Genomic DNA, 26,486 nt, shown 5'->3' on the forward strand with positions numbered 1-26,486 from the left:
ATGATCTTGGGGCGCCGGGCGCAATAGATCTTCACGTAACGATGCTGAAACGTTGGATTGAGACGCGGCGATGTACGCATTTCGACACTCCACCGTCCGCATATCGAACTCCTTGCCCGTTTGGCCCCATTGGCCCGATGTGAAGCACGGATTGATTACGGCGTGCTACCCGCGTAGCTACGGAACGATCAAGTGCGAGCAAAGAAGGTAAAGAGAAAACCAAGGCGGTCGAGAATTTATTGACCTTGAATGAATTGCGTTGAAAAAGTCCGGCGTAGCCCGTAGGGGAGCGCCCTGCGGAGCCTTGACCCACAAGGCACGGAGCATCATGACCCCCGCAACCCCTTCCCCGGCCGCCCCACTTGAGGTGGCCGACGAGGACAGCGCCGCACCGGCGAAGCTCGGCACCCCCAAGGGCAGCGAAAGCCGCTCTCCGGGACGGCTGGCCTGGACCCGCTTCAAGCGGGACCGGACGGGCGTCATATCCGCCTTTGTGGTGATCTTCTTCTTCGCCATCGGCATCCTCGCGCCGCTCATAGCCAAGCTGTACGGCAAGGACCCGTACACGACCTACGGCATGAACACCCCGGGCCTGCTGAACGAGTTCAACTTCCCGGTGAAGCCCAACGGCGGCATCAGCTCCGACTTCTGGTTCGGCATCGAGCCGCAGCTCGGCCGGGACGTCTTCACCTTCCTGCTGTACGGCATCCGCAACTCGCTGCTGATCGCGACCGCCGCGGCCCTGCTGACGACCCTCCTCGGCGTCGTCATCGGCATCACCGCCGGCTACCTGGGCGGCAAGACGGACTACCTCGTCGGCCGCGTGATCGACATCCTGCTGGCCTTCCCGCAGACCCTGTTCTTCATCGCCTTCTGGCCCGTGGTCATGGCGATCTTCGTCTCCGACGAGGAGAACACGCCGGTCTGGCTGATCGTCACCAGCCTCATCGTCGTGATGACGGCCTTCGGCTGGGCCTCCATCGCCCGACTGCTGCGCGGCGAGGTCCTCGCCCTGCGCGAGCGGGAGTTCGTCGAGGCGGCCAAGGTCACCGGCGCCTCCCCGGCCCGCATCATCTTCAAGGAACTGCTGCCCAACCTGTGGACGCCGATCCTGATCCAGTCCACGCTCCTGCTGCCCACGTACGTCACGGCGGAAGCGGGCCTCGCCTTCGTCGGCGTCGGCCTCTCGGACCCCACCCCCGACTGGGGCGTGATGATCCAGAACGGTGCCCACTTCTACCAGGACGACATCACCTTCATGCTCTTCCCGGGCCTGACGATGGTGATCTTCGTGGTCGCCTTCAACCTCCTCGGCGACTCGGTCCGCGACGCCCTGGACCCCAAGACCAAGCGCTGATGCGTCATCCCCGGCCACGGCGACGGGGCCCGGCCGGGGTCCTGCACCACTTCGTTCCTCCAGCAGAACAGGCCAGCCATGTCCTTTTCCCGCAGAAACTTCCTGATCGCCACCTCTGTCGCGGCCGCGGGCTCGACCGTGCTGTCCGCGTGCAGCAGCGGTGACGCGGGCGGCAGCGGCGGCACCCCGAGTGCCGGCGCCACGGAGTACACCGGTGCCAAGGTCACCGTCGGCACCGCGGCCGACTCCACCGGCCCGGCTCCGGAGATCCCCGGCGCGAAGACGGGCGGCACGATCCACGGCCTGGCCCCGGACGACTTCTCGCACCTGGACCCGCAGCGCATCTACTACGCGTACAACTCCACCGTCGCGCTGCTGCTGCACCGCTGCCTGACCGGCTACAAGATCGACGCGTCCGGCAAGCAGAAGCTGGTCGGCGACCTGGCCACCGACACCGGCAAGGCCTCCGACGACAACAAGACCTGGACCTTCACGCTGAAGGAGGGTCTGAAGTGGGAGGACGGCAGCGAGCTGACCGTCGAGGACGTCCGCCACGGCTTCGAGCGCGCCTGGGCGCCGTTCGTCACCGAGGGCGCCGACTACGCCCAGCGTGCGCTGACGGGCAAGGGCGGCAAGTGGCGTGACGCGTACGAGGGCCCGTACAAGGGCAAGCACCTCGACGCGATCGTCACCGACAAGGCGAAGCGGACGATCACCTTCAAGCTGGCCGAGTCGAAGCCCGACTTCAACTTCACCCTGGCCATGCACTCCTACGCCGCGGTGCCGGCGAAGCTGGACACCAAGGAGAAGTACGACAAGAAGCCGGTCGCCGCCGGTCCGTACAAGATCAAGGCCCACACCACCGACAAGTCGATGGTGCTGATCCGCAACAAGCACTGGGACCCGAAGACCGACGCGATCCGCAACGCCTACCCGGACGGCTTCGAGTTCACCTTCGGCGTCGAGACGCTGGACGGCGTGGACCGCCTCATCTCCTCCCAGGGCAACGACGCCTACGGCGTCTCCATCTACAAGGGCGTGCCCGCTGAGCGCATCCAGAAGGTCCTCACCGACCCGGACCTGAAGAAGCGCACCTTCAACGGCCTGCTGACCGGTACCTACTTCTACTGGATCAACACCAAGCGCGTCACGGACCTGAAGGTCCGCCAGGCCCTCATCCACGCCTGGCCGCTGCAGCAGATCCGGCAGATCTACGGCGGCCCGTCCGCCGGTGACTTCGCGACCTCGATCCTCAGCCCCGACATCATCGGCTACCAGAAGACCGACCTGTACAACAAGTCGAAGAAGCCGCAGGGCGACCCGGAGGCCGCGAAGAAGCTGCTGAAGGAGGCCAACGCGCTCGGCCGGAAGATCGTCTACGCCTTCCCGAACGACCCGACCTACAACAAGACCAAGGTCGTCATCGAGAACGCCCTGAAGGCGGCCGGCTTCACCCCGATCATCAAGCCGCTGGAGTCCACGGCGTACTACGACGAGGTCCAGCAGATCGACAACAGCTACGACGTGATGTGGGGCGGCTGGTCCCCGGACTGGCCCACCGCCTACACGATGATCCAGCCGCTGCTCGACGGCGACGCGATCGGCAACGGCAAGAACAACGTGTCGCAGACCGACGTCGACTGGATCAACGAGGCCATCAAGAAGAACGCCGTCATCCCGGACCAGCAGGAGGCCGGCAAGGCCTGGGCCGCGCTGGACAAGAAGATCATGGAGGAGGTCGCTCCGATGATCCCCGAGACGTACCAGCGTCGCTTCTACGTCTACGGCAACAAGGTCGGCGGCGCCCAGTTCGACCCGAACTTCTCCGCGACCCTGCTGTACAAGACCTTCGTCAAGGCCTGACGTACGGCCCCCTAGGCGGGGCGGCCCGGTGCCGCCCCGCCGTCTGACCCCCCTACGGCATCCGTCAGGAAATCCCAACTGCCATGTTCCGCTTCCTCGTTCGCCGGATCCTCGGCGCCGCGGTGATCCTGCTGATCATCAGTGCCCTGGTGTTCGTCCTGTTCTACGCCGCTCCGCGCGACCCCGCCCGCATCGCGTGCGGCAAGGTCTGCACTCCTGAGACCCTGGCCCTGGTGCGGAAGAACCTGGCGATCTCCGACCCGCTCCCCGTGCAGTACTGGGAATGGCTCAAGGGCCTGTTCGTGGGGCGGGACTACAGCTCGTTCGGACACTGCGACGCTCCCTGCCTGGGCTTCTCCTTCCAGAGCCGTGAGCCGGTGCTGGACACCATCCTGGACCGCTTCCCCACCACGGTGTCCCTGTCCCTGGGTGCCGCGGTCGTCTTCCTGTTCTTCGGTGTCGGCACGGGCATGCTGGCCGCCGTCAAGCAGGGCAAGGCCCTGGACAAGATCGCCAGCTCCGCCTCGCTGGTCGCGTCCTCGATGCAGATCTACGTCGTCGGTGTCTTCGCCACCTACCTCCTGGTCGACCAGCTGCACCTGCTCGATCGGGCCAGCTACACACCGTTCACGGACAACCCGGCCAAGTGGTTCTCCGGCCTGCTGGTGCCGTGGCTGGTGCTGTCTCTGATCTTCACCGCGAACTACACCCGTATGACTCGTTCGCAGATGGTCGAGACGCTCAGCCAGGACTACGTCCGCACCGCCCGTGCCAAGGGCCTGTCCCGCCGCACGGTGTTCTTCCGGTTCGCCTGGCGCGGCGCCATGGGCCCGATCATCACCATCTTCGGCCTCGACCTCGGCGTGCTGCTCGGCGGCGCGATCATCACCGAGTCGACCTTCAGCCTCCAGGGCCTCGGCATGCTCTCGGTGAAGGCGGTCCAGAACCACGACCTGCCCGTGCTGCTCGGCGTCGTCCTGGTCGCCGCCGGCGCGATCGTCGTCTTCAACATCATCGTGGACGCCGTCTACGCCATGATCGACCCGCGCGTGCGCCTCGCTTAAGGAGAGACCCATGAGCACCCCCTTCCTCTCCGTCCGCGACCTCAAGGTGCACTTCTCCACCGAGGACGGCATCGTCAAGGCCGTCGACGGCCTCTCCTTCGACCTGGAGAAGGGCAAGACCCTCGGCATCGTCGGCGAGTCCGGCTCCGGCAAGTCCGTCACCAACATGGCGGTCATGGGCCTGCACGACCCGCGCAACACCGCCCTCGACGGCGAGATCCTGCTCGACGACAAGGAGCTGATCACCGCCACCGAGAAGGAGCTGGAGCGGCTCCGCGGCAACAAGATGTCGATGATCTTCCAGGACGCGCTGGCCTCCCTGTCGCCGTACCACACCATCGGCGCGCAGATCGGCGAGACGTACCGGAAGCACACCGGCTGCAGCAAGCGCGAGGCCCGGGTCCGCGCGATCGAGATGCTGCGCCGGGTCGGCATCCCGCAGCCGGACACCCGGGTGGACGACTACCCGCACCAGTTCTCCGGCGGTATGCGCCAGCGCGCGATGATCGCCATGGCGCTGGTCTGCGACCCCGAGCTGCTCATCGCCGACGAGCCGACCACGGCCCTCGACGTGACGGTCCAGGCGCAGATCATGGACCTGCTGAAGGACCTCCAGCAGGAGTTCGGCACCGCGATCATCTTCATCACGCACGACCTGGGCGTCATCGCGGACATCGCGGACGACGTGCTGGTGATGTACGGCGGCCGGTGCGTGGAGCGCGGGACGAAGAAGGAAGTCCTGCGCGACCCGCAGCACCCGTACACGCTGGGTCTGCTCGGTTCGATGCCGGCGCTGGACGGACCGGTCGACGTCCCCCTGTCGCCGATCCCCGGCTCGCCGCCCTCGCTGCTCAACCCGCCGTCCGGCTGCCGTTTCCACCCCCGCTGCGCGTTCGCCGACAAGGTGTCCGGCGGCCGGTGCTCCAGTGAGCGCCCCGCGCTGGAGGTCGTGGACGGCCGGGGTGCGGCCTGCCACCTGACGCCGGAGCAGAAGCGCGAGTTGTTCACCGACTACGCCGCCGCCCGCACCCACTGACGGATTTCAGACGGGACTTCACCACCATGAGCAGCACCACCCCCCTCCTGGACGTCTCCGGGCTCACCAAGCACTTCCCGATCAAGGGCGGCTTCCCCATCAAGCGGACGGTCGGCGCCGTGCAGGCCGTCGACGGCCTGGACTTCCAGGTCGCCGAGGGCGAGAGCCTGGGCCTCGTCGGCGAGTCGGGCTGCGGCAAGTCGACCACCGGCCGGCTCATCACGCGCCTGCTGGAGCCGACCGGCGGCCGGATCGCCTACCGCGGCCAGGACATCACGCACGCCGGCCGCAAGCAGCTGGCGCCGATCCGGTCCGAGATCCAGATGATCTTCCAGGACCCGTACGCCTCGCTGAACCCGCGGCAGACGGTCGGCAAGATCATCGCGGGTCCGATGGAGATCAACGGGATCAACCCGCCCGGCGGCCACGAGAAGCGCGTGCGCGAACTCCTGGAGATCGTGGGCCTGAACCCGGAGCACTACAACCGCTTCCCGCACGAGTTCTCCGGCGGCCAGCGCCAGCGCATCGGCGTCGCCCGGGCCCTCGCCCTGGAACCGAAGCTGATCGTCGCCGACGAGCCGGTCTCCGCCCTGGACGTCTCCATCCAGGCCCAGGTGGTCAACCTGCTCCAGCAGGTCCAGAAGGACCTGGGCATCGCGTTCGTCTTCATCGCCCACGACCTGGCGATCGTGCGCCACTTCTCCCAGCGCGTCGCGGTGATGTACCTGGGCAAGATCGTGGAGATCGCCGACCGTGACGACCTCTACAACAACCCGCGCCACCCCTACACCCGGGCCCTGCTGTCCGCCGTCCCCGAGGCGACGGTGGACGAGGAGCCGCGGGAGCGCATCCGGCTGACCGGTGACGTGCCGTCGCCGATCAACCCGCCGTCCGGCTGCCGTTTCCGCACCCGGTGCTGGAAGGCGACCGAGAAGTGCGCGACGGAGGCGCCGCCGCTGGTGGAGGCGGCGGGCAACAAGCCGGGCCACCTCACGGCGTGCCACTACCCCGAGACGACGGACACCGTCCCCGCTCCGCGCCTCTCCAAGGACGGTCTCACCAAGAACCCCGAGGCGGCGGCCTGACACACCCCTTTCCGTCAGCCGCCCCCTGGTGGAGCGGACTTTCACCGGCCCATTGACCCGAGCCCATGAACGTCCGGTCCCGGGGACGAGGGCCCGTGCAGAACAACTACTCTGCACGGGCCTTCCGCTTTGCAGGGCTAATGCCTAGTTGATGATCCAGACGTCCCGATCGCCGGACACCTTCGCACCACAGAGGACACTGCCCTTCTTGGTCGTCTTGAGCATGCCGCAGACGGCGTTCCCGACCGGGGTCTTAGCACCCCGATTGGTGGACAAGATCGCCCATCCGTTGTGACGGAGGTCGTAATCACTGCACGGCTGGCCCGTGGCATGTACCTCATGTCCGTTCGGGCTCGTCACGCAGCCCTCGCCAATGAGCCCGCCAGAAATGGTGACCAGCTTCTGGCCAGCACGCGCCCAGTACTGATTGCGAGCGTTCTTGCACTTGACCTGCGTTATGTTCTCGCCGTCAATGCCATTCCACTGCAAGCACTTACCCGAGACGGCGTTCTTGAGCCTGAACGTCAATTGACTCGCCTCGGCCGGCGAAGCGGTGCCAACGACACCAAGCGCGACGCATACTGAAGTCGCGGATGCGACAGCCCCGATTTTCTGCGTGAACTTCACGAGTTCCCTCTTGGTCGTCTTACGTCTTACGTCGTTCCCAAGTGGCCGACGCAAGCCATCCAATCACTCTCCACACACGCTTGATCACGCATTTGAGCTACTTCTGAGCTACTTTGCCGCCTCATTGATCGGTGATGTCGTCATCTGGTCTTGCCGGCCGATGTGACACCTGAGCCGGTGTAGGGGCGGGCCGAGGGGACAGCCTCGTGTACTGAAGGAATGGGGCGTCCGATAGCCAAGGGGGCGGTCTGCGACCGCGCGCCCGAACGGGGCGATGAACAGAAAAGGCTGGACAGCACCGGCAGATGCGTGCCTACCGCTGATCCTCGTGACCCAGCACTCGCCGACGGAACCCAAGGCACGGGCCCTCCTCTGTGTACGGGGTCCCGCTTTCCTGACACGCCGTTCAGCATCGTGTGTCAGACTGCCGCGGTGGTGGATCACGTCTTTGCCGACCTCTCGCTCGCCGCGCTGTACGACCGCCTCAACCCCTGGGGGCCAGGGGACGACTTCTACCTCGGTCTGCTGCGGGAGGCCGGGTCCGTGCTGGACATCGGCTGCGGCACCGGGCAGTTGCTGCGGCGGGCCCGGGCCGAGGGGCACCGGGGGCGGCTGACGGGCCTCGATCCGGCCGCCGCGATGCTCGTGCAGGCCCGGCGGGCCCGGCCGGATGTGGAGTGGGTGCTCGGCGACGTGCGGGTGCGCCGCTGGCAGCCGGAGTTCGACCTGGTCGTCATGACCGGGCACGCCTTCCAGGAACTGCTGACGGACGACGACATCCGGACCTGTCTGCACGCCGCCCGCTCCGCCCTCCGCGACGGCGGCCGCTTCGTCTTCGAGACCCGCAACCCCGCCGCCCGCGCCTGGGAGCGCTGGACCCCGGACCGCGTGCACGAGATCACCGCCGCCGACGGCACCCCGGTGCGGGTGTGGCACGAGGTACAGCCCGACGCGCCCGCCCGGGACCGCGTCCACTTCACCGAGACCTACGCCGGCCCCCGCTGGCCCACTCCCCAGGTCCACCACAGCACCCTCCGCTTCCTGGACGCCGCCGCGCTGGACGCCTTCCTGGCGGAAGCGGGCCTGACGGTGACCGAACAGTACGGCGACTGGGACCGGGGCCCGCTGACCCCGAGCTCGCCGGAGATCATCACGGTGGCCGGGCGGGACTGACCGTCGGGTCCGCTGCGCGGCAGCCACGTGCCGAGCGGCTTCGACACGCGTTCCCGACCGGGCCGCGGGGAGGGGCCGTCAGCTGTGGCCCAGCACGTTGACCACCCGTCCGCTGGGATCACGGACGAAGAACCGCCGCACGCCCCACTCCTCGTCCCGCAAGGGGTGGACGATCTCCGCGCCACTCGCCCGCATGGCCGCATAAGCCGCGTCCACGTCGTCCACCTCGACACTCATGTCGGGAGTGACGGACGCCGTCCTGTCGCTGGTCATCACGCTGATCTGCGCCGCCGGGCTGGACGGGGACGCGAGCGTCATGATCCAGCCGTGGTTCATCACCTCCTCGAAGCCCAGCAGGCCGTAGAACTCCCGGCTCTCGTCGGCGGCTTCCGACTGGATGTTGGGCACGACACGGCGAACGGCCATCTGCGACTCCGAACAGGTGAGAAGGTGCCGCACACACTAGTGCCGGCCCGCCTGGTCCTCCTCCAGCGCCGACAACGCCGGGTCCAGCACGATGTCCTCCTCCCGGGCCTGTGTCGTCGGGTCCTCCGGGAAGTGGCAGGCCGTCAGGTGGCCGGTGTGGTTGCCGGAGAGTCGGACCAACGGGGGTTCCTCGGTCGCGCACTTCTCCTGGGCCTTCCAGCAGCGGGTGCGGAAGCGGCAGCCGGAGGGAGGGGAGATGGGGGACGGTACGTCGCCGGCGAGGCGGATGCGTTCGCGCCCGGTCGCCTCACCCTCCGTCAGGGTCACCTCGGGGACGGCGGACAGCAGGGCGTGGGTGTAGGGGTGGCGCGGGCGCGTGTAGATGGAGTCGCGGTCGCCCACCTCGATGATCTTGCCCAGGTACATGACGGCCACGCGCTGGGAGAAGTGGCGGACCACTGCCAGGTCGTGGGCGATGAAGACGAACGCGATGCCCAGGTCCTTCTGGACCTGCTGGAGCAGGTTGACCACCTGGGCCTGGATGGAGACGTCCAGGGCGGAGACCGGTTCGTCGGCGACGATCAGCTTGGGCTCCAGCGCCAGGGCGCGGGCCACGCCGATGCGCTGGCGCTGGCCGCCGGAGAACTCGTGCGGGAAGCGGTTGTAGTGCTCCGGGTTCAGGCCCACGGTCTCCAGGAGTTCGCGCACGCGCTTCTCGTGGCCGCCGGGCGGGTTGATCCCGTTGATCTCCATCGGACCGGAGATGATCTTGCCGACCGTCTGCCGCGGGTTCAGCGACGAGTACGGGTCCTGGAAGATCATCTGGATCTCGGAGCGGATCGGGGCGAGCTGCCGGCGGTTCGCGTGGCTGATGTCCTGGCCGCGGTAGGTGATCGTGCCGCTGGTGGGCTCCAGCAGGCGGGTGATGAGCCGGCCGGTGGTCGACTTGCCGCAGCCCGACTCGCCGACCAGGCCGAAGCTCTCCCCCGCGTGCACGGTCAGGTCGACGCCGTCGACGGCCTGGACCGCGCCGACCGTACGGCGAATGGGGAAGCCGCCCTTGACCGGGAAGTGCTTGACCAGGCCGGAGACCGCGAGCAGCGGCTCGGGTACCGGGTCCGCGGGGGTCTCGTGGGTGGTCGGGAGGACCAGGTCCTCTTTCATGTGGTTGTCCTCCTAGCCCAGTCGGGGCCTGATCTCTTCGATGAAGATGGTGCGTTTCTGCTCCGTGCCGAGATGGCACGCCGAGGAACGGTCCGGTGCCAGGAACGGCCGTTCGGTGACGCAGCGGTCGCCGTCGACGCGGTCCCGGAAGGTGCACCGGGGGTGGAAGCGGCAGCCGGGCGGCGGGGTCAGCAGGGAGGGCGGGGTGCCCGGGATCGGGGAGAGCGGGGTGCCGAGGTCGGAGTCCAGCCGGGGCATGGAGTTCAGCAGGCCCCAGGTGTACGGGTGCTGCGGTGAGCGCAGGACCTCGTCCACCGTGCCGCGCTCCACCGCCCGGCCCGCGTACATCACCATGATGTCGTCGGCCATGTCGGCGATGACCCCTAGGTCGTGGGTGATGAAGACGATCGCCGTGCCGAACTCCCGCTGGAGGTCCTTGAGCAGGTCCAGGATCTGCGCCTGCACGGTCACGTCGAGGGCCGTGGTCGGCTCGTCGGCGATCAGCAGGTCCGGGTCGCAGACCAGCGCCATGGCGATCATCGCGCGCTGGCGCATACCGCCGGAGAACTGGTGCGGGTAGTCCCGCGCGCGCTCCGCGGGGTGGGGGATGCCGACCTTGCCGAGCATCTCCACGGCCCGTTCCCAGGCGGTCTTCTTCGAGGCACCGGTGTGCTTCATGTACGGCTCGGCGATCTGCCGGCCGATGGTGTAGAAGGGCGACAGCGCGGTGAGCGGGTCCTGGAAGATCATCGCCATCCGGTTGCCGCGGAGCTTCTCCATCTCCTTCTCGGTGGCGGTGATCAGTTCCTTGCCGTCGAGGACGATCTCCCCGTCGACCGTGGTGAACAGCGGGTCGTGCAGCCCGAGGATCGTCAGGTTGGTGACCGACTTGCCCGAGCCCGACTCGCCGACGATGCCGAGGGTCTTCCCGCGGTGCAGGTCGAAGGAGAGCCCGTCGACGGCCTTGACCGGGCCGTCCTCGGTGGAGAACGTCACCTGGAGATCGCGCACCGAGAGGAATCCGTCCGGCCCGGTCGGGGCCGGCGCGCCCTCGGCCTTGGTCACTGTGGTCACTTGGCTGGTTCTTCCTAGGAGAGCCGGATGCGGGGGTCGATCCACGCGTAGGTGATGTCGGTGAGGATGTTGATGACGAGGATGAAGAAGGCGCCGAAGAGCATGACCCCCATCGTCAGCGGCAGGTCCTTGTTGACCGCGCCGTCCACCGCGAGCCGGCCGATCCCCTGCAGGGAGAAGGTCAGTTCGGTGACGACGGCGCCGCCCAGCATGGAGCTGACGTCGATGCCGAGCACGGTGACGATCGGGATGAGCGAGCCGCGCCAGGCGTAGCGCAGGAAGACGTACTTGCGTGACATGCCCTTGGCCCGGGCGGTGCGCACATGGTCCTCGGCGAGCTGTTCGATCATGGAGGAGCGCGCCATACGGGTGTACTGCGCGGTGAAGATCGTGGCCATGACGCACACCGGGATCGACATGCCGACGAACCAGCCGACCGGGTCCTGGGTGAAGGGGACGTACTTGGGGTCCTCCATCCAGCCGGTGCTGTAGACGAGGATGGTCAGCACGACCGGGCCGAGGAAGTAGATCTGGAAGGAGCTGAGCACCATGGACGCGCCGGTGGCGACCTTGTCGACCATCGTGCCGCGCCGGTAGGCGGCGATCATGCCCGTGCCGACGCCGATGAGGAGGAAGACGATCGCACCGCCGGCGGTCAGGGTGAGGGTCAGCGGGAACCGGTCCATGATGGTGCTCCAGACCATGTCCCCCGAGTAGAAGGACACCCCCAGGCAGGGGGCCGAGCAGTGTCCGGTCGGGAAGTCGCGGCCCGTCACGATGCCGGACATGAAGTCCCAGAACTGCTGGGCCAGGGGCAGGTTGAGGCCGAGGGCCTCACGGATGTCCGCCAGCCGCTGGGGCGAACAGTCCTTGCCGCAGGCCAGGGAGGCATAGTCGGAGGGTGCGGCCACGAAGAGGAAGAAGGTCGCCGCCCCGATGAGGAAGAGTGTGACGAAGGCGCCGACCGCGCGCCGGAGGATGAACTGAAGCATGGCGGGCTGGCTGCTCTCTGCGACAGACGGTGGGTGGGGTGCGCTCGGAGCGGGGGCGCGCCCGCTCCCGGGCGCACCCCCGTCGTCAGCCGCGGGTCACGACGACTTCAGGAACAGCCTGTTGATGTCGATGAGGCTGGACACCGAGCCGTAGCGGGCACCGCCCACGTTGGAGCCGGAGATCTGGAACTGCTTCGTGTACCACAGCGGAGCGGCCGGGATCACCTTCTCCAGCAGGTAGTGCTGGGCTTCCTTCCAGGTCTTGGCGGCCTCGGTCGGCTCCTGGGTCAGCGCCTTCTTGATGAGGGCGTCGACCTTGTCGTCCTTGACGTGCGAGTAGTTCGAGGAGCCGTCGGCGACCTGCGAGCCGTCGTAGATCGGCGTGACGACCGTGCCCGGGGACGGCCAGTCCTGGCCCCAGCCGGTGATGTAGATGTCGTACGGGTTCTTGAGCTTGCCGATCTGCTCGTAGTAGCTCGCCGAGTCGACCTCCTTGGCCACGACGTCGAAGCCGACCTTCTCCAGCGCGTCCTCGATGGCGACCTTGCGCTTCTGGCCGGCCTCGCTGTTGGGGTAGGCGAAGACGAGCTTCTTCTCGCCGGCCGGGACGCCGCCGAGGATCTCCTTGGCCTTGGGGATGTTGCCCTGCGGGGTCTTCAGCCGGCCGTAGGGGTCGTAGCCCGCCTCGTAGCCGGGGAGCGTCGGCGCGAAGTAGTTGGGGGCGACGTCACCGCCGTAGGCGCCGCCCTCGCCGGCGATGAGGGACTTGGAGTTGACCGCGTAGGTGACGGCTTCGCGGACCTTCTTGTCCTTGACCCGGTCGAGGTTGAAGGTCAGTGTCATGACGTAGGGCTGGTAGCCCTTGACCGTGCGCTTGCTGGCGTCGGGGTTGTTGATGACGTCCTGGATCTGGGTGGCCTCGACGCCGTTGGTGAGCTGGATGGCGTTCTTGTTGTCGCCCTCGTCGGCGATCAGGCGCTTGGTCTGGGTGGACTCGGTGACGCCGAACTGGATGGTGAAGCCGTCGACGTACTGGTGGCGCACGGAGTCGGTCTTCGGGTCCCAGTTGGTGTTCCTCACCAGCTTCAGGATCTTGCCGGCCTTGTTCTCGGCGATCTTGTACGGACCGGTGGCGACCGGCTTCTTCTCGTACCGCTCCTTGGTGTCGCCCTTCGCCGGGACGACGGCGTAGCCGGCCATGGCGAGGGTCTGCGGCAGGTCCGGGCGCGGCTGGTCGAAGTGGAAGACGACGGTCTTGTCGTCCGGGGTGTCCAGCACCGAGGCCGGAAGGTGCTTGCCGTCGAAGCCGCCGCCGGGCAGGGCCTTGCGGTAGTCGGCGCCGCTCAGCCAGGTCTGGAGGTACGTCGGGCCGTCGAAGATGAACTTCGCGTAGAGGCGCTCGATGCTGTGCCGGACGTCGGACGAGGTGATGGGGTTGCCGTTCTCGTCCTTGATGCCGTCCTTCAGCGTGAAGGTCCAGGTCTTGCCGCCGTCGGTGGACTTGCCGGAGTCGGTGGCGAGGTCACCGGCGACGGAGACGTCGCCCTTGTCGTCCTCCTGGAACTGGGTCAGGCGGCGGAAGAGCAGGTTGGCGACCTGGCCGGCGTCGGAGACGTAGATCTGGCCGGGGTCCAGGTGGGACAGGCCCGCTTCCTGGTACACCGTGATGGTGCCGCCGGGTTTGGCGCCGGGCACCTCCTTGGCCGGGCCCGTCGATCCCGCCGCGTCGACGTAGGTGACCGCCTTGGACTGGACCGCCGCCTCCTTCTGGTCCTTCCTGGAGTCCTTGCCGGACTTGCCGCCCTCGTTCTTGGAGCATGCCGTGAGAGCGAGGGAGCCGGCCGTAAGGGCGATCACGACGGCACGCGCTCCGCGGGCGCGATGAGACATCATGTGGCGAATCCACCTACCTGTCGTTGTTATCCGTGAGATCTGCCGGGCGCCGGCCGGCTGGGGCCGGCGGGGGCGGCAGCCACCCCCCACCCAACGGACCACCTAGCGCCCGGACTTGGGGTCGAACGCGTCCCGTACGGAGTCCCCGAGGAGGTTGAAGCACAGGACGAAGATCACCAGCGCCACCCCGGGGAAGAACATGAACGCCGGGTCCTGTTCGGCGTACCGCGCGCCGGCGGCGAAGAGGCGTCCCCAGTCGGGTGTGGGCTCGACGAACCCGACGCCCGCGAAGGACAGGAAGGCGATGCTCAGGATGGTGCTGGGCAGTTGGTACGTGAACTGCACGAGGATCGGGGTGACGACGTTGGGCAGGATCTCCTTGCGCACGATCCGCCACGGCGAGGCCCCGGAGACCTTGGCCGCCTCCACGAACTCCCGTTCGCGCAGGGACAGTACGGTCGACCGCACCAGCCGGGCCATGCCCATCCAGCCCAGCAGCCACAGCACGATCAGCATGGCCAGGGCGCGGAAGTAGGTGGGTGTCGCCTCGCGGGGATCCACGAAGAACGACGTCACGACGGGCATGAACGCGATGAAGAACAGCTGTTGCGGGAAGGAGAGGAAGAAGTCGGTGCCACGGCCGATCCAGTAGTCCGTGCGTCCGCCGAAGTACCCCCCGACGAGGCCGATCACGACACCGGTGACCATGATGAGAGCGGTGATGCCGAGCGCCATGTACAGCGAGGTGCGCATGCCGTACAGCAGCATGGCGTAGAGGTCGCGGCCGTACTGCGGTTCGACGCCGAACCAGTGGTCTCCTGAGACACCCCCCAAGTAGCCGAGCGGGAGCCCGAATTCGTCGAGGACGGGCTTGTCGGCGTAGGTGGGGTCCTGGCCGTACAGGGTGTACGGATCGGTGCCCGGCAGCTTCACGAGCAGCGGGGCGAGCAGGGCGACGGCGAAGTAGGCGATCACCACCAGGGCGCAGACGACACCCGTGCGGTCGCGTTTGAAGCGCAGCCACATCAGCTGGCCGGGGGACCGGCCCGCAAGCTTGACGACTTCCGTCCCCGTCTCCGGCCCTGGTTCGCCGTCGACGACGAGCGGAGCCCCGCCGCCCTCTATGTCGATAGGACTTGTCACGGTTTGTCCGTTTCACAGGTATGAGTGTGGGAGTTGCCCGCGTACTCCAAGAACGCGCGTGACCGCAGTCGGACGCGCGTAGTTACTGGGGTTCCCTCCTCATGACTCCACGGTTCACCAACAGGAAGGGGTTTCCGTCCACCCTCCGACACCCCTGACGGAGGGTCGGACACCCCCTGGTGCTCGTGAGTCGGCGCTGTCCCCACAGCGCGAGACCCATTGACCCGAGCGCTACGCGGCTAACTATCTGCCATCGGTCGACTACCGACCACTGCCCGTAGATCTCAATTCAGTCACAGCTCGCCCGTAGACCTTCCAAAATCTGGACAAACTGTTCGCCCGAAGAATGCGCGAAACGGACTTGTTACCTGGCTATCGGGCACCGATCTCCGCATGTCGGACATGCGGCCCCCGAAAACGGGTTGCAAAAAGCCCGGATGCCCCCGCCGAGGGGGCATCCGGGCTCAAGTGCCGTGGGATCAGCTGTGCTTGGCGCGGCTCGCGGAGCGGGCACGCTCACGCTGGTCGAGCACGACCTTGCGGATGCGAACGGCCTCCGGGGTCACCTCGACGCACTCGTCGTCGCGGCAGAACTCCAGCGACTGCTCCAGCGACAGCTTGCGCGGCGGCACGATCGCCTCGAACGAGTCGGCCGACGACGACCGCATGTTCGTGAGCTTCTTCTCCTTGGTGATGTTGACGTCCATGTCGTCGGAGCGGGAGTTCTCGCCGACGATCATGCCCTCGTACACCTCGGTGCCCGGCTCCACGAAGAGCACGCCGCGCTCCTGGAGGTTCGTCATCGCGAACGCGGTGACGGCGCCGGAGCGGTCGGCGACGAGGGAACCGTTGTTCCGGGTCGTCAGGTTGCCGAACCAGGGCTCGAAGCCCTCGTGGATGGAGTGGCCGATGCCCGTGCCCCGGGTCTGGGTCAGGAACTCGGTACGGAAGCCGATGAGACCGCGGGAGGGCACGACGAACTCCATGCGCACCCAGCCGGAGCCGTGGTTCGACATGTTGTCCATGCGGCCCTTGCGGACGCCCATGAGCTGCGTGACGGCGCCCATGTGCTCCTCGGGCACGTCGATCGTCATGCGCTCGACCGGCTCGTGGACCTTGCCGTCGATCTCCTTGGTGACGACCTGCGGCTTGCCGACGGTCAGCTCGTAGCCCTCGCGGCGCATCTGCTCGACCAGGATGGCGAGCGCCAGCTCACCGCGGCCCTGCACCTCCCAGGCGTCGGGGCGCTCGGTGTCCAGGACGCGCAGCGAGACGTTACCGATCAGCTCGCGGTCCAGGCGGTCCTTGACCTGGCGGGCGGTGACCTTGCGGTCCTTCACGGCCGCCTTCGCGTCCGCGCCCTTGCCGGTGCCGCCCCGGCCGACCAGCGGCGAGGTGTTCGTGCCGATGACCATGGAGATCGCGGGCTCGTCCACCGTGATCAGCGGCAGCGCGACCGGGTTCTCCGGGTCGGCCAGCGTCTCACCGATCATGATGTCCGGGATACCGGCGACCGCGCAGATGTCACCCGGGCCCGCCTTCTCGGCCGGCTTGCGGGTGAGCGCCTCGGTCATCATCAGCTCGGAGATGCGGACGTTCTGCACGGTGCCGTCGCGCTTGATCCAGGCGACCGTCTGGCCCTTGCGCAGCTCGCCCTGCTCGACGCGGAGCAGCGCGATACGGCCGAGGAAGTTGTCGGCGTCCAGGTTGGTGACGTGGGCCTGGAGCGGGGCGTCCTCGTCGTAGGTCGGGGCCGGGATGTGCTCCAGGATCGTGGAGAAGAACGGCTCCAGGCTGGTGGAGTCGGCCGGGACCGTGCCGTTGTCCGGCTTGGTGAGCGAGGCGATGCCGTCACGGCCGCAGGCGTAGACGATCGGGAACTCGATCTGCTCCTCGTCCGCGTCCAGGTCGAGGAACAGGTCGTAGGTCTCGTTGACGACCTCGTCGATGCGCGAGTCGGGGCGGTCCGTCTTGTTGATGCACAGGATGACGGGCAGCCGCTGCTGGAGCGCCTTGCGCAGCACGAAGCGGGTCTGCGGCAGCGGGCCCTCGGAGGCGTCCACCAGCAGCACGACACCGTCCACCATCGACAGACCGCGCTCGACCTCGCCGCCGAAGTCGGCGTGGCCGGGGGTGTCGATGATGTTGATGGTGATCGGGTCCCCGCCGTCCTTGGGGTGGTACTTCACCGCCGTGTTCTTGGCGAGGATCGTGATGCCCTTCTCACGCTCCAGGTCGTTCGAGTCCATCATGCGGTCGTCGACCGAGTCGAGCTGGTGGGCGGCGAACGCGCCGGCCTGCTTGAGCATGCCGTCGACGATGGTGGTCTTGCCGTGGTCGACGTGAGCGACGATGGCGACGTTGCGGATGTCGTGGCGCGTGGCCATAAGCTGCCGTACTCCCGGAAGTGTGAGGATCGCCCTGCGCGTACGTCCGTGTCGCGCGGGCCCTGCCGGGCTGGACACGCCACGGCCTCACCCCATGGTACGGGTGCGCCGCCGCTGCGGCTCGCCGGGCTACGGCGGTGCGGCTCGGCCCGGCCCCCGGCGCACCCGCCGCCGGGGGTCCCGCCCGCCCTCTCCCGCCCTCCGCGTCGCCCGCGCGGGAGGGGTCCGCGCCGCCCTGCGGGGCGACTGCCGGGGGGCTCACTTCCCGGGGCTCGGCGACACCTTCGCCCCCTTCTTCAGGAATCCCATGTCCTCGTAGACCGGTGTCTGGAAGCCGAAGGCCCCCGCGTTGACGACGTTCCTGCGCGCTCCCACCAGCTGGGGGCGCTGGTAGAGCGGGATGGAGCCGGCCGCCGCCCAGATGTGGGCGTCGGCCTGGCGGATCAGGTCCCGCGCCTCGCCCTCGTCCAGCGTGGTCGCGGCCTGGTCGAAGAGCTGGTCGACCTGGTCCGTACCGACCCGGGTGTAGTTCTGCTCCACGTTCACCGAGCCGTCCGCGGCCGGGACCGGCTTGGCGTAGACGGGGCGGGCGTCGGTCGCCGGGAAGGCGGAGGACGGCCAGGAGTACAGGGCGAGGTCGAAGTCGCCGGCGGCGATGTGGTCCTTGAAGTAGCTCTCGTCCGACACCTTGGTGATCGTCGTGCGGATCCCGACCTGCTCCAGCATCGCGGAGATCCGCTCGGCGACCGAGTTCAGGATCTGCGAGCCGGGTCCGGAGGGCAGGACGAAGCGGAGCGCGAGGGGCTTGCCGTCCTTGGCGAAGGGCCCGGCCGGAGCGGCGGCCGGGGCGGCCGTGCCCTTGGGGGCGTAGGCGCCGGGCGCGCCGCCGTGCTTGCCCTCCTGCGCGAGGCGCCGGTCGGGGTGCTCGTGCTCGCCGCCGGGGGACTCGTGGTGCTTGCCCTTGCCGTCGCTGCCGCCGTGCGCCCGGCCGTCGTCCTGCCGGTCGTCGTGGCCCTTGTCGTCCTCGCCGACGATGTACTCGCCGTCGTCACCGCCGTCCGAGACGTCCGCGTCCGGCTTGTTCCGCTTGTCCTTCTCCTGCTTCTGGGGGCCGGCCGCCTTCTCGCCCTTCTTCTCCTCCTTCAGCGGGCCGCCGCGCACCCAGCCGGCGTCCGCGAGCAGCGCCTGCGCCTCCTTGGCGTCCTGGCCGCCGATCGCGCCGCTGTTGTCGGCGTAGGCGGGCTGCCCGGACAGCGCGAGGTGGCTGCCGACGGGTACGGCGGGCAGCCCCAGCGGGGTGAGCACCAGCCGGGCCAGCTCGGCGCGGTCCAGGGCGCGGGCGACGGCCCGGCGGACCCGTTCGTCGGTGAGGGGGCCGGCGGCGCCGTTGAGGGCGAGCTGGGTGTAGGTGGGCTCCAGGGACTTGCGGACCTCGACGTCCCGCAGCTCCTGCTGCTGCTCCAGATAGCGGGTGATGGCCTTGCGGAGCTTCTTCTTCCCGGCGTGCACCTGATCGGAGTCGAGGCCGTGCTCGACCGCCCAGGCGCGCAGCTTCTTCACGGAGGTCCTGCCCCCGGCGCCCTGGAGCGGGGTGCCGGTGCCCTTCGTCCGGTGGGCGAGGCCGATCCGCTGGGCGTCGGTGGAGTCGATCTCGGCGAGGTCCACGCTGCCGTCGGCGAGCGCGGTGGTCCGCTTGTCGCGGGCGACGGCGTGCAGCACGATCTGGTTCAGCTTGGCGGGCTTGCCCCACCAGCGCGGGTTGCGGGTGAGGACGACGTCCTTCTTGGCGGTGTCGACCTTCTCCACCTTGAACGGGCCGGCGGTGACCTGGAGCTTGCGGCGGGCGCCGTCGTTGAAGGCGTCCGGGGTGCCCATGACGTCCTTCGGGTACAGCGGGGAGAACAGCGACTTCCAGTCGGCGTAGGGGCGGGAGAAGGTGACCCGGACCTGGAGGTCGTTGGCGCCGCGCTCGATCTTGGCGATGCGGTCGTAGCCGGCGTTGCGGGCGGTCCAGTAGGCACTGTTCTTCCCGGACAGGGCGCGCCACTGGGCGAGGAAGTCGGCGGCGCCGATCTCCCGGCCGTCGCTCCAGACGGCCTGCTGGTTGAGCTTGTACAGCACGACCTGGCGCGGCTCGGTCTCGATGACCTCGGCCGATTCCAGATAGGCCGGATCGGCCACCGGCCGGCCGGCGGAGTCCAGCCGGAACATGGAGGGCAGCACGGCCTGGGCGACCCTGCTGGTGCCGCTGTCGGCGTCGGCTTGGAAGGTGTTCAGGGTCTCCGGTACGGCGTCCACGGCCCACTTCAGGGTGCCGCCGTCGGCGACCAGGTCCCGGGCGACCGGGGAGATGTCCTGGGGCGCGAGCGGGCTGCTGACCTCGTCGTCGTCACCGCAGCCGGCGAGCAGGGGGACGGCCAGGGCACCGGCGCCGAGGAGGGCGAGGGCCCGCTGGAGACGCCGGGACCGGCCCGGGGCCGTCGGGGAGTGCGTCGTGGCTCCTCGCGCCCCGGGACGCGGCCGCTGCTCGGTGGTGCGGCCCCGAGCCCCTTCAGGGCGCTGCCCAACGCCGTCGTAGGACATCTCTGCTACCTCCAGGAAGCCACGGGCCTTATGCTCACATTTGTCGGTATATGGAGCTGATCACGTTTGGCGGTATATGGAGCTGATCAGATCTATGCGGCCACTGAAGAGGAAAGGATCCGGCAACGGTGGGCGACACGGCGACGACAGCCGGTAAGCCCACCCGTGCGGCGCAACACACCGGGCGATGCACCCGTACGCCTCGGCCAATCGCTGCACATCCCTTCACACCGGCGGGCGTGAGGCGCAACACTCCAAGGCGCATCAACGTTGCCGTCCATGGCCCGCCGGACCCGCGGAAGCGAGGGCAAGTCATGTCCGTGCACGACGACATCAACGCCGTACAGCGCTGTCTCGACGACCTACACCGGTCTCTGGGGCGCCTGGAACACCAGCTCGGCAGCGGCGGCCTGGAGATACGCCGGGTCCGTCTGGACGCCGACCACCTGCGCGAGAGCCTGGCCCTGCTCCGGGCCGCCGCCGCGGCCCCCGCCGCGCAGCGCCGGCCCGACCTCGTCACCATCTCCGACACGCCCTACGACATCAGCCTGTGGACGGACACGGACGACGAGGGACTGGGCGCCCGCGACCGCCGCGCCCCCTGATCAACCGCTACCGACCGGAGTCCTGACTTGGCCACTGGTACGGAACCCCAACAGAACAGCGGCGGCGTACGCGCCCGTACGCGCGCCGCGATCGCCGCCCCGCACCTGCGGACCGACCGCTGGTGGCTGGCGCCCGCCGTCACCGCGGCCGGTCTGCTGGCGTTCGTCGTGTACTCGACCTGGCGGGCCTTCGCGGGCGCCGACTACTACGCGGCGCCGTACGTCTCGCCGTTCTACTCGCCGTGCCTGGCGGAGAACTGCCGGACCATGCGCGCCGGGCCCAATGCCGACCTCTTCGGCGGCTGGTGGGGCGTCTCCCCCGCGATCATCATCCTCGTCTTCCCGCTCGGCTTCCGCCTGACCTGCTACTACTACCGCAAGGCGTACTACCGCGCGTTCTGGGCCTCCCCGCCCGCGTGCGCGGTGGCCGAGCCGCACCGCACGTACACCGGCGAGACCCGCTTCCCGCTGATCCTGCAGAACGCCCACCGGTACTTCTTCTACGCCGCCCTGCTGGTGGCGGGTGTGCTGACCTACGACACCGTGCTGGCCTTCCGGGACGAGCACTACCGGTGGGGCCACATGGGCCTGGGCAGCCTGGTCTTCCTCGCCAACATCGTGCTGATCTGGGCGTACACCCTCTCCTGCCACTCCTGCAGGCACATCGTCGGCGGCAAGCTCAAGCACTTCTCCCGGCATCCCGTGCGCTACCGGGCCTGGCGGTTCGTCGGGCGGCTCAACGCCCGGCACATGCAGCTGGCCTGGGCCTCGCTGCTCAGCGTGGCGTCGGCCGACTTCTACGTGTACCTGGTCGCGTCCGGCGTCTTCGACGATCCGAGGTTCTTCTGATGGCAGCGGTGGAACGGCAGCAGTGGGACGTCGTGGTCGTCGGCGCGGGCGGCGCCGGGCTGCGCGCGGCGATCGAGGCGCGCGAACGGGGCGCCCGTACGGCGGTGATCTGCAAGTCGCTGTTCGGCAAGGCGCACACGGTGATGGCCGAGGGCGGCATCGCGGCGGCGATGGCCAACGCCAACGAGCACGACACCTGGCAGGTCCACTTCCGCGACACCCTGCGCGGCGGCAAGTTCCTCAACCAGTGGCGGATGGCCGAGCTGCACGCGCAGGAGGCCCCGGACCGGGTGTGGGAGCTGGAGACCTGGGGCGCGCTGTTCGACCGGACGAAGGACGGCCGGATCTCGCAGCGCAACTTCGGCGGCCACGAGTACCCGCGCCTCGCGCACGTCGGTGACCGCACCGGCCTGGAGCTGATCCGCACGCTCCAGCAGAAGATCGTCGCGCTCCAGCAGGAGGACCACCGGGAGACCGGGGACTACGAGGCACGGCTGAAGGTCTTCCAGGAGTGCACGGTCACCAGGGTCCTCAAGGACACGGCATCCGACAGCGGCTCCGCCGCGGGCCGGGTCTCGGGCGTCTTCGCCTACGACCGCGAGACCGGCCGCTTCTTCGTCCTGGAGGCGCCCGCCGTCGTCCTCGCCACCGGCGGCATCGGCAAGTCCTTCAAGGTCACCTCGAACTCGTGGGAGTACACCGGCGACGGCCACGCGCTGGCGCTGCTCGCCGGGGCGCCCCTGCTGAACATGGAGTTCGTGCAGTTCCACCCGACCGGCATGGTCTGGCCGCCGTCGGTGAAGGGCATCCTCGTCACCGAGTCGGTGCGCGGCGACGGCGGGGTCCTCAGGAACTCCGACGGCAGGCGGTTCATGTTCGACTACGTCCCGGACGTCTTCAAGGAGAAGTACGCCGAGTCGGAGGAGGAGGCCGACCGGTGGTACGAGGACCCGGACCACAACCGCCGGCCCCCCGAGCTGCTGCCCCGCGACGAGGTGGCCCGCGCGATCAACGCCGAGGTGAAGGCGGGCCGCGGCTCCCCGCACGGCGGCGTCTTCCTGGACGTGTCGACCCGGATGCCCGCCGAGGTGATCCGGCGCCGGCTGCCGTCCATGTACCACCAGTTCAAGGAGCTGGCGGACGTCGACATCACCGCGGAGGCGATGGAGGTCGGCCCGACCTGCCACTACGTGATGGGCGGCATCGCGGTCGACTCCGACACCGCGGCGGCCCGCGGGGTGCCGGGGCTGTACGCGGCCGGTGAGGTGGCCGGCGGCATGCACGGCTCCAACCGGCTCGGCGGCAACTCCCTCTCCGACCTGCTCGTCTTCGGCCGCCGGGCCGGCTGGCACGCGGCGGAGTACGCGCGGGCCCTGGCCGGCCGGCGCCCGCCCGTGGACGACGTCCAGGTCGACGCGGCCGCGGCCGAGGCACTGCGGCCCTTCTCCGCGGAGGCGGAGCGGGACGGCGGGGCGCGGACCCCGGAGAACCCGTACACCCTGCACCAGGAACTCCAGCAGGCGATGAACGACCTGGTCGGCATCATCCGCCGCGAGGGCGAGATGGAGCAGGCCCTGCACAAGCTGGCCGAGCTGCGGGCCCGGGCCCGGCGGGCCGGGGTCGAGGGCCACCGCCAGTTCAACCCCGGCTGGCACCTCGCCCTGGACCTCAGGAACATGCTGCTGGTCAGCGAGTGCGTGGCCCGGGCCGCGCTGGAGCGCACCGAGTCGCGCGGCGGGCACACCCGCGAGGACCATCCGGCGATGGACCGCGCCTGGCGCAACGTGAACCTGCTGTGCACCCTCGCCGACCCCACCGGGGGTCTCGCCGCGACCGACCCGGCCCGGGGCCAGATCCGTCTCGCCCGCGAGACCACCGAGCCCATCCGCCCGGACCTGCTCGCCCTCTTCGAGAAGGAGGAGCTGGTCAAGTACCTCGCCGAAGAGGAGCTGTACGAGTGAGCAGCTACGAGGCCCGCTTCCAGGTGTGGCGGGGCGACGAACGGGGCGGCGGCCTGGAGGACTTCACTGTCGAGGTGAACGACGGCGAGGTGGTCCTGGACATCGTCCACCGCATCCAGGCCGGCCAGGCGCCCGACCTCGCCGTGCGCTGGAACTGCAAGGCCGGCAAGTGCGGTTCGTGCTCGGCGGAGATCAACGGCCGTCCGCGGCTGATGTGCATGACCCGCATGTCGGTCTTCGACCGCGCCGAGACCGTCACGATCACCCCACTGCGGGCCTTCCCGGTGATCCGGGACCTGGTGACGGACGTCGGCTTCAACTACCGGAAGGCCAGGGAAGTCCCGGCCTTCGTGCCGCCGGCCGGTCTGGGTCCCGGCGAGTACCGCATGTTCCAGGAGGACGTGGACCGCGCGCAGGAGTTCCGCAAGTGCATCGAGTGCTTCCTGTGCCAGAACACCTGCCACGTGGTGCGCGACCACGAGGAGAACAAGCAGGCGTTCGCCGGACCCCGCTATCTGATGCGGGTCGCCGAACTCGACATGCACCCGCTGGACGCGGCGGCCGAGACCGGCCTGGAGCGCAGCCGCGCCGCCCAGGACGACCACGGGCTCGGCTACTGCAACATCACCAAGTGCTGCACGGAGGTCTGCCCCGAGGGCATCAGGATCACCGACAACGCGCTGATCCCGCTGAAGGAACGGGCGGTCGACCGCAAGTACGACCCGCTGGTGTGGCTCGGCTCGAAGATCAGGAGGCGTCCCGCAGAAGGCCGAGCGCCCGCCGGAGATTGAACTCCGCGATCCCCCGCACGGCGTCCCGCTCCGGGAAGTCGCCGTCGAGCAGCCGCAGCGGCCCGGCGACGAGGTTCAGGTGGGTCGCGAGCCGGTACAGGGCCATCCGGCCGGGGTCGAGGCCGGGGGCCCGCAGCGCCTCGTAGGCGGGGCCGAAGCGGAGCTGGAGGAAGACGTGCTCCCACTCGGCGTCGAAGTACATCAGGCCCTCGACGTCGATGAGCGCGGGATCGCCGTCCGGGGTCACCAGGACGTGGTCGGGGCCGAGTTCGCCGTGCACGAGGGAGGTGTGGCCGCGCGGTCCGACGGCGGCCCCGAGCTCCCGGACCCGCTCCGTCAGCGCCTCGCGTGCCGCGCGGACCCGGGGGTCCCGCCCGGCGGCGTCGGCGATGTCCCGGACCGCCCGGTCGGCGACGACCCGCGCGCAGGAGCCGCCGTGCGCGGTACCGCCCCGCGCCACCAGCAGGGCCTTGCCGTGCCCGGCGGCCGTGCACCCCCGCAGCACCCCGAGCACCCCGGCCAGCCGCCGCAGCGGCACCCGGGCCGCGTCCGGGTCCTCGCGCAGCAGCTGCTCCAGGCTCGCGCCGCGGATGTCCTCCACGACCGCCGCGGGCGCGGGCAGGTGGACGGCGTCCTCGTCGGCGAGCAGCAGCCGCGGCACGCGGACGCCGAGCGCGGTGAGCCGGTGGTGGGCGGCCAGGAACAGACCGATGCCGGAGGCGTGCGAGAAGCTGTCGCGGATGTCGGCGTCGGCGCGCCCCCAGTAGTCCTCCTCGGGCGACCAGACGTACGCGATCGCGGTGCCGCCGTCGTCGAGGACGAGCCGGTAGACGCCCTTCTTGGAGCCGCCGCGCAGCCGGTGCGCGGCGGCCGGGGTACGGCCGAGGGCCGCAAGGGCGAGCGGGGCGAGGTCGTCCCGGGTGAGGGGGGCGCGGGCGGGCGTCATGGCGTGCGGACCCAGTCCTCCCGATAGGCGGTCCAGTCATCCTCCGTGGCGGCGAAGTCGACGTACAGGGCCACGCCGAAGCGGGCCCGGTCCGCGTCGGTCCGGGACAGGCCCAGCCGTACGCCCCGCACGGCCGCCGGGACGGTCTCGGCGGCCGCCCGGTGGCCGAACCGGTTCTCGTGGTAGAAGGGCAGGCCCATCAGCAGGTCGGTGCCCTCCGGGGTGACCTCCAGGGCGAGGCTGGTCTGCTGGGCCACGTAGCCGCCGTACAGGCTCTGCAGCGGCTGCATGGTGTCGTACGACATGACGGCGATCTGGTCCACCCGGCGGGCCACCTGCCCGAAGTACGCCTGCGACCACCACTTGGGGTGGCCGGTGGTGGCGCCCCAGAAGGAGTGGAAGGCGGGCAGCGGGTCGATCTGGTGGGCGGCGACGGAGAGCACGGCGCCCCGGGCGTGGGTCAGCTCGCGCAGGTCGTCGAGGAGGCCGAGGTAGTCGCGGTCGCCCGAGTGCAGGGGTTCGAGGTCGAAGTGGGCGCCCTGGAAGCCGGCGGCGAGGACGGCGCGGGTGGAGTCGAGGACCGCCGCGCGGGTGGCCGGGCGGTCGAGCCGCAGCCCGACCGGGCCCTCGCTCGCCAGCGTGTCCCCGAGCCAGGCCTGGACCCGCACACCGGGCAGCTCCCGGTGGACGGCCGCCGTCAGCCGGCGGGCCTTCGGGTACGCGGACGCGGGGAGGGTGCCGTCGTGCTCCAGCGGCCCCGCGTGCACGTACAGGTCCCGGATCCCGGTGTCGCGCAGGCGCCGGGCGAGGGCCCTGACGTCCGCGTCGGTCTTCCGTCCGTCCACCCAGGCGTGCCCCAGCCAGAGGGCGTCCTGGTGGCGGGTGCGGGTGCCGGGGGCCGGATCGCCGGTGTAGTTGAGCCGGAGGGCCGTCTCGGCGGTGAGGAGCGGGAGCAGGAGGACGGCGAGGACGACGGAGGCGACGCGGAGGATGCGGCGCCGGCGCCTGCGGCCCGGCGCCCGCCCGCCCACCGGTGCCGACTCGCCGTCCGCCCGGTCCCCGCCCGTGGAGCTCCCGGCCACCGGCTCCCCACCGTCGCCACTCTGATTCCCGCCGGACAGGCGCCCGCCCGCCGGCTCCTCGCCGGGCGGGCCCACGGCCACCCACTTCTCGCCCGCCGGGTTCCCGCCCGTCGGGCTACCGGCCGCCGGCTCCCCACCGTCGCCACTCTGATCCCCGCCGGACAGGCGCCCGCCCGCCGGCTCCTCGCCTGCCGGCCCTACGGCCGCCGAGTTCTCACCGGCCGGGTTCGCGCCCGTCGGGCTACCGGCCACCGGATCCTCACCGTCGCCGCTTTGATCCCCGCCGGACAGGCGCACAGCAGCCGGATCCTCACCGGCCGGGCCCTCACCAGCCGGGCCCACGACCGCCGAACTTCCGCCGGTCCGGCCCACGCCCGCCGGCTTC

At 69.4% G+C, this 26,486-nt stretch carries 21 protein-coding genes; 10 read left to right on the top strand and 11 right to left on the bottom strand.

Translation table 11 applies throughout. The annotated features are described in order from the left end of the window. The first annotated feature begins 328 nt into the window (after window positions 1-328). The 5 genes from ACZ4VF_RS16800 to ACZ4VF_RS16820 all read left to right on the top strand — a co-directional run bounded on the left by ACZ4VF_RS16800 (window position 329) and on the right by ACZ4VF_RS16820 (window position 6,405). On the top strand, window positions 329-1,357 hold the full coding sequence (locus tag ACZ4VF_RS16800; protein ID WP_467926655.1) for an ABC transporter permease: 1,029 nt from the start codon (window positions 329-331) through the stop codon (window positions 1,355-1,357). A gap of 78 nt (window positions 1,358-1,435) precedes the next feature. Then, entirely contained in the window at window positions 1,436-3,220 is a 1,785-nt protein-coding gene (locus ACZ4VF_RS16805; RefSeq protein WP_467926656.1) for an ABC transporter substrate-binding protein, read from the top strand. 83 nt (window positions 3,221-3,303) lie between these two features. Further along, a complete protein-coding gene (locus ACZ4VF_RS16810) occupies window positions 3,304-4,284 on the top strand; it encodes an ABC transporter permease (RefSeq protein WP_467926658.1) in 981 nt (326 codons plus the stop codon). A 10-nt stretch (window positions 4,285-4,294) separates the two neighbouring features. Beyond that, the gene (locus tag ACZ4VF_RS16815; protein WP_467926659.1) at window positions 4,295-5,320 is read left to right on the top strand and encodes an ABC transporter ATP-binding protein; all 1,026 of its coding nucleotides are present in this window, start codon (window positions 4,295-4,297) and stop codon (window positions 5,318-5,320) included. 26 nt (window positions 5,321-5,346) lie between these two features. Next, window positions 5,347-6,405, top strand: a complete 1,059-nt coding sequence (locus ACZ4VF_RS16820; RefSeq protein ID WP_467926661.1) for an ABC transporter ATP-binding protein — start codon at window positions 5,347-5,349, stop codon at window positions 6,403-6,405. 144 nt (window positions 6,406-6,549) lie between these two features. On the opposite strand, the gene ACZ4VF_RS16825 is transcribed toward ACZ4VF_RS16820, so the two are convergent. Further along, window positions 6,550-7,032 (bottom strand): RICIN domain-containing protein, encoded by a 483-nt coding sequence (locus ACZ4VF_RS16825; protein WP_467926662.1) that lies wholly within the window; start codon window positions 7,030-7,032, stop codon window positions 6,550-6,552. 432 nt (window positions 7,033-7,464) lie between these two features. On the opposite strand from ACZ4VF_RS16825, the gene ACZ4VF_RS16830 reads away from it, so the two are divergent. After that, the gene (locus ACZ4VF_RS16830) at window positions 7,465-8,205 is read left to right on the top strand and encodes a class I SAM-dependent methyltransferase (protein WP_467926663.1); all 741 of its coding nucleotides are present in this window, start codon (window positions 7,465-7,467) and stop codon (window positions 8,203-8,205) included. Window positions 8,206-8,283: 78 nt separating this feature from the next. Here ACZ4VF_RS16830 and ACZ4VF_RS16835 read toward each other — a convergent pair whose 3' ends face one another. The 8 genes from ACZ4VF_RS16835 to ACZ4VF_RS16870 form a co-directional block, all read right to left on the bottom strand. Then, window positions 8,284-8,631, bottom strand: coding sequence for a VOC family protein (locus ACZ4VF_RS16835; protein WP_467926665.1), 348 nt, complete (start codon window positions 8,629-8,631; stop codon window positions 8,284-8,286). 36 nt (window positions 8,632-8,667) lie between these two features. Beyond that, the gene (locus ACZ4VF_RS16840) at window positions 8,668-9,795 is read right to left on the bottom strand and encodes an ABC transporter ATP-binding protein (RefSeq protein WP_467926666.1); all 1,128 of its coding nucleotides are present in this window, start codon (window positions 9,793-9,795) and stop codon (window positions 8,668-8,670) included. A 12-nt stretch (window positions 9,796-9,807) separates the two neighbouring features. Then, complete coding sequence (locus ACZ4VF_RS16845; RefSeq protein ID WP_467926668.1) at window positions 9,808-10,869, bottom strand: ABC transporter ATP-binding protein; 1,062 nt, start codon at window positions 10,867-10,869, stop codon at window positions 9,808-9,810. Window positions 10,870-10,883: 14 nt separating this feature from the next. Next, window positions 10,884-11,861, bottom strand: a complete 978-nt coding sequence (locus ACZ4VF_RS16850; protein ID WP_467926669.1) for an ABC transporter permease — start codon at window positions 11,859-11,861, stop codon at window positions 10,884-10,886. A 96-nt stretch (window positions 11,862-11,957) separates the two neighbouring features. Continuing rightward, the gene (locus ACZ4VF_RS16855) at window positions 11,958-13,754 is read right to left on the bottom strand and encodes an ABC transporter substrate-binding protein (protein WP_467926671.1); all 1,797 of its coding nucleotides are present in this window, start codon (window positions 13,752-13,754) and stop codon (window positions 11,958-11,960) included. 102 nt (window positions 13,755-13,856) lie between these two features. Beyond that, entirely contained in the window at window positions 13,857-14,897 is a 1,041-nt protein-coding gene (locus tag ACZ4VF_RS16860; protein WP_467926672.1) for an ABC transporter permease, read from the bottom strand. A gap of 479 nt (window positions 14,898-15,376) precedes the next feature. After that, window positions 15,377-17,284: a translational GTPase TypA gene (gene typA / locus ACZ4VF_RS16865; protein WP_467926674.1), complete on the bottom strand. Its 1,908-nt coding sequence runs from the start codon at window positions 17,282-17,284 to the stop codon at window positions 15,377-15,379. A gap of 258 nt (window positions 17,285-17,542) precedes the next feature. Next, window positions 17,543-19,867, bottom strand: a complete 2,325-nt coding sequence (locus tag ACZ4VF_RS16870) for an ABC transporter family substrate-binding protein (RefSeq protein ID WP_467926675.1) — start codon at window positions 19,865-19,867, stop codon at window positions 17,543-17,545. 314 nt (window positions 19,868-20,181) lie between these two features. Here ACZ4VF_RS16870 and ACZ4VF_RS16875 point away from each other — a divergent pair, with 314 nt between their 5' ends. From ACZ4VF_RS16875 to ACZ4VF_RS16890, 4 genes are read left to right on the top strand one after another with little or no spacing between them, the layout of a single operon-like run. Next, window positions 20,182-20,472: a hypothetical protein gene (locus tag ACZ4VF_RS16875; protein ID WP_467926676.1), complete on the top strand. Its 291-nt coding sequence runs from the start codon at window positions 20,182-20,184 to the stop codon at window positions 20,470-20,472. Between the two features lie 27 nt (window positions 20,473-20,499). After that, entirely contained in the window at window positions 20,500-21,321 is an 822-nt protein-coding gene (locus tag ACZ4VF_RS16880; protein WP_467926677.1) for a hypothetical protein, read from the top strand. Continuing rightward, window positions 21,321-23,282 (top strand): fumarate reductase/succinate dehydrogenase flavoprotein subunit, encoded by a 1,962-nt coding sequence (locus ACZ4VF_RS16885; RefSeq protein WP_467926679.1) that lies wholly within the window; start codon window positions 21,321-21,323, stop codon window positions 23,280-23,282. The genes ACZ4VF_RS16880 and ACZ4VF_RS16885 overlap by 1 nt, the downstream gene beginning before the upstream one ends. Further along, complete coding sequence (locus ACZ4VF_RS16890) at window positions 23,279-24,073, top strand: succinate dehydrogenase/fumarate reductase iron-sulfur subunit (RefSeq protein WP_467926680.1); 795 nt, start codon at window positions 23,279-23,281, stop codon at window positions 24,071-24,073. The genes ACZ4VF_RS16885 and ACZ4VF_RS16890 overlap by 4 nt, the downstream gene beginning before the upstream one ends. Here the strand turns inward: ACZ4VF_RS16890 and ACZ4VF_RS16895 are convergent. Further along, a complete protein-coding gene (locus tag ACZ4VF_RS16895) occupies window positions 24,030-25,019 on the bottom strand; it encodes a phosphotransferase family protein (RefSeq protein ID WP_467926681.1) in 990 nt (329 codons plus the stop codon). The genes ACZ4VF_RS16890 and ACZ4VF_RS16895 overlap by 44 nt on opposite strands. After that, the gene (locus ACZ4VF_RS16900) at window positions 25,016-26,050 is read right to left on the bottom strand and encodes a glycoside hydrolase family 18 protein (protein ID WP_467927351.1); all 1,035 of its coding nucleotides are present in this window, start codon (window positions 26,048-26,050) and stop codon (window positions 25,016-25,018) included. The genes ACZ4VF_RS16895 and ACZ4VF_RS16900 overlap by 4 nt, the downstream gene beginning before the upstream one ends. Between the last annotated feature and the right edge of the window lie 436 nt (window positions 26,051-26,486).

It is taken from the genome of Streptomyces sp. NPDC029151 (assembly GCF_055564315.1).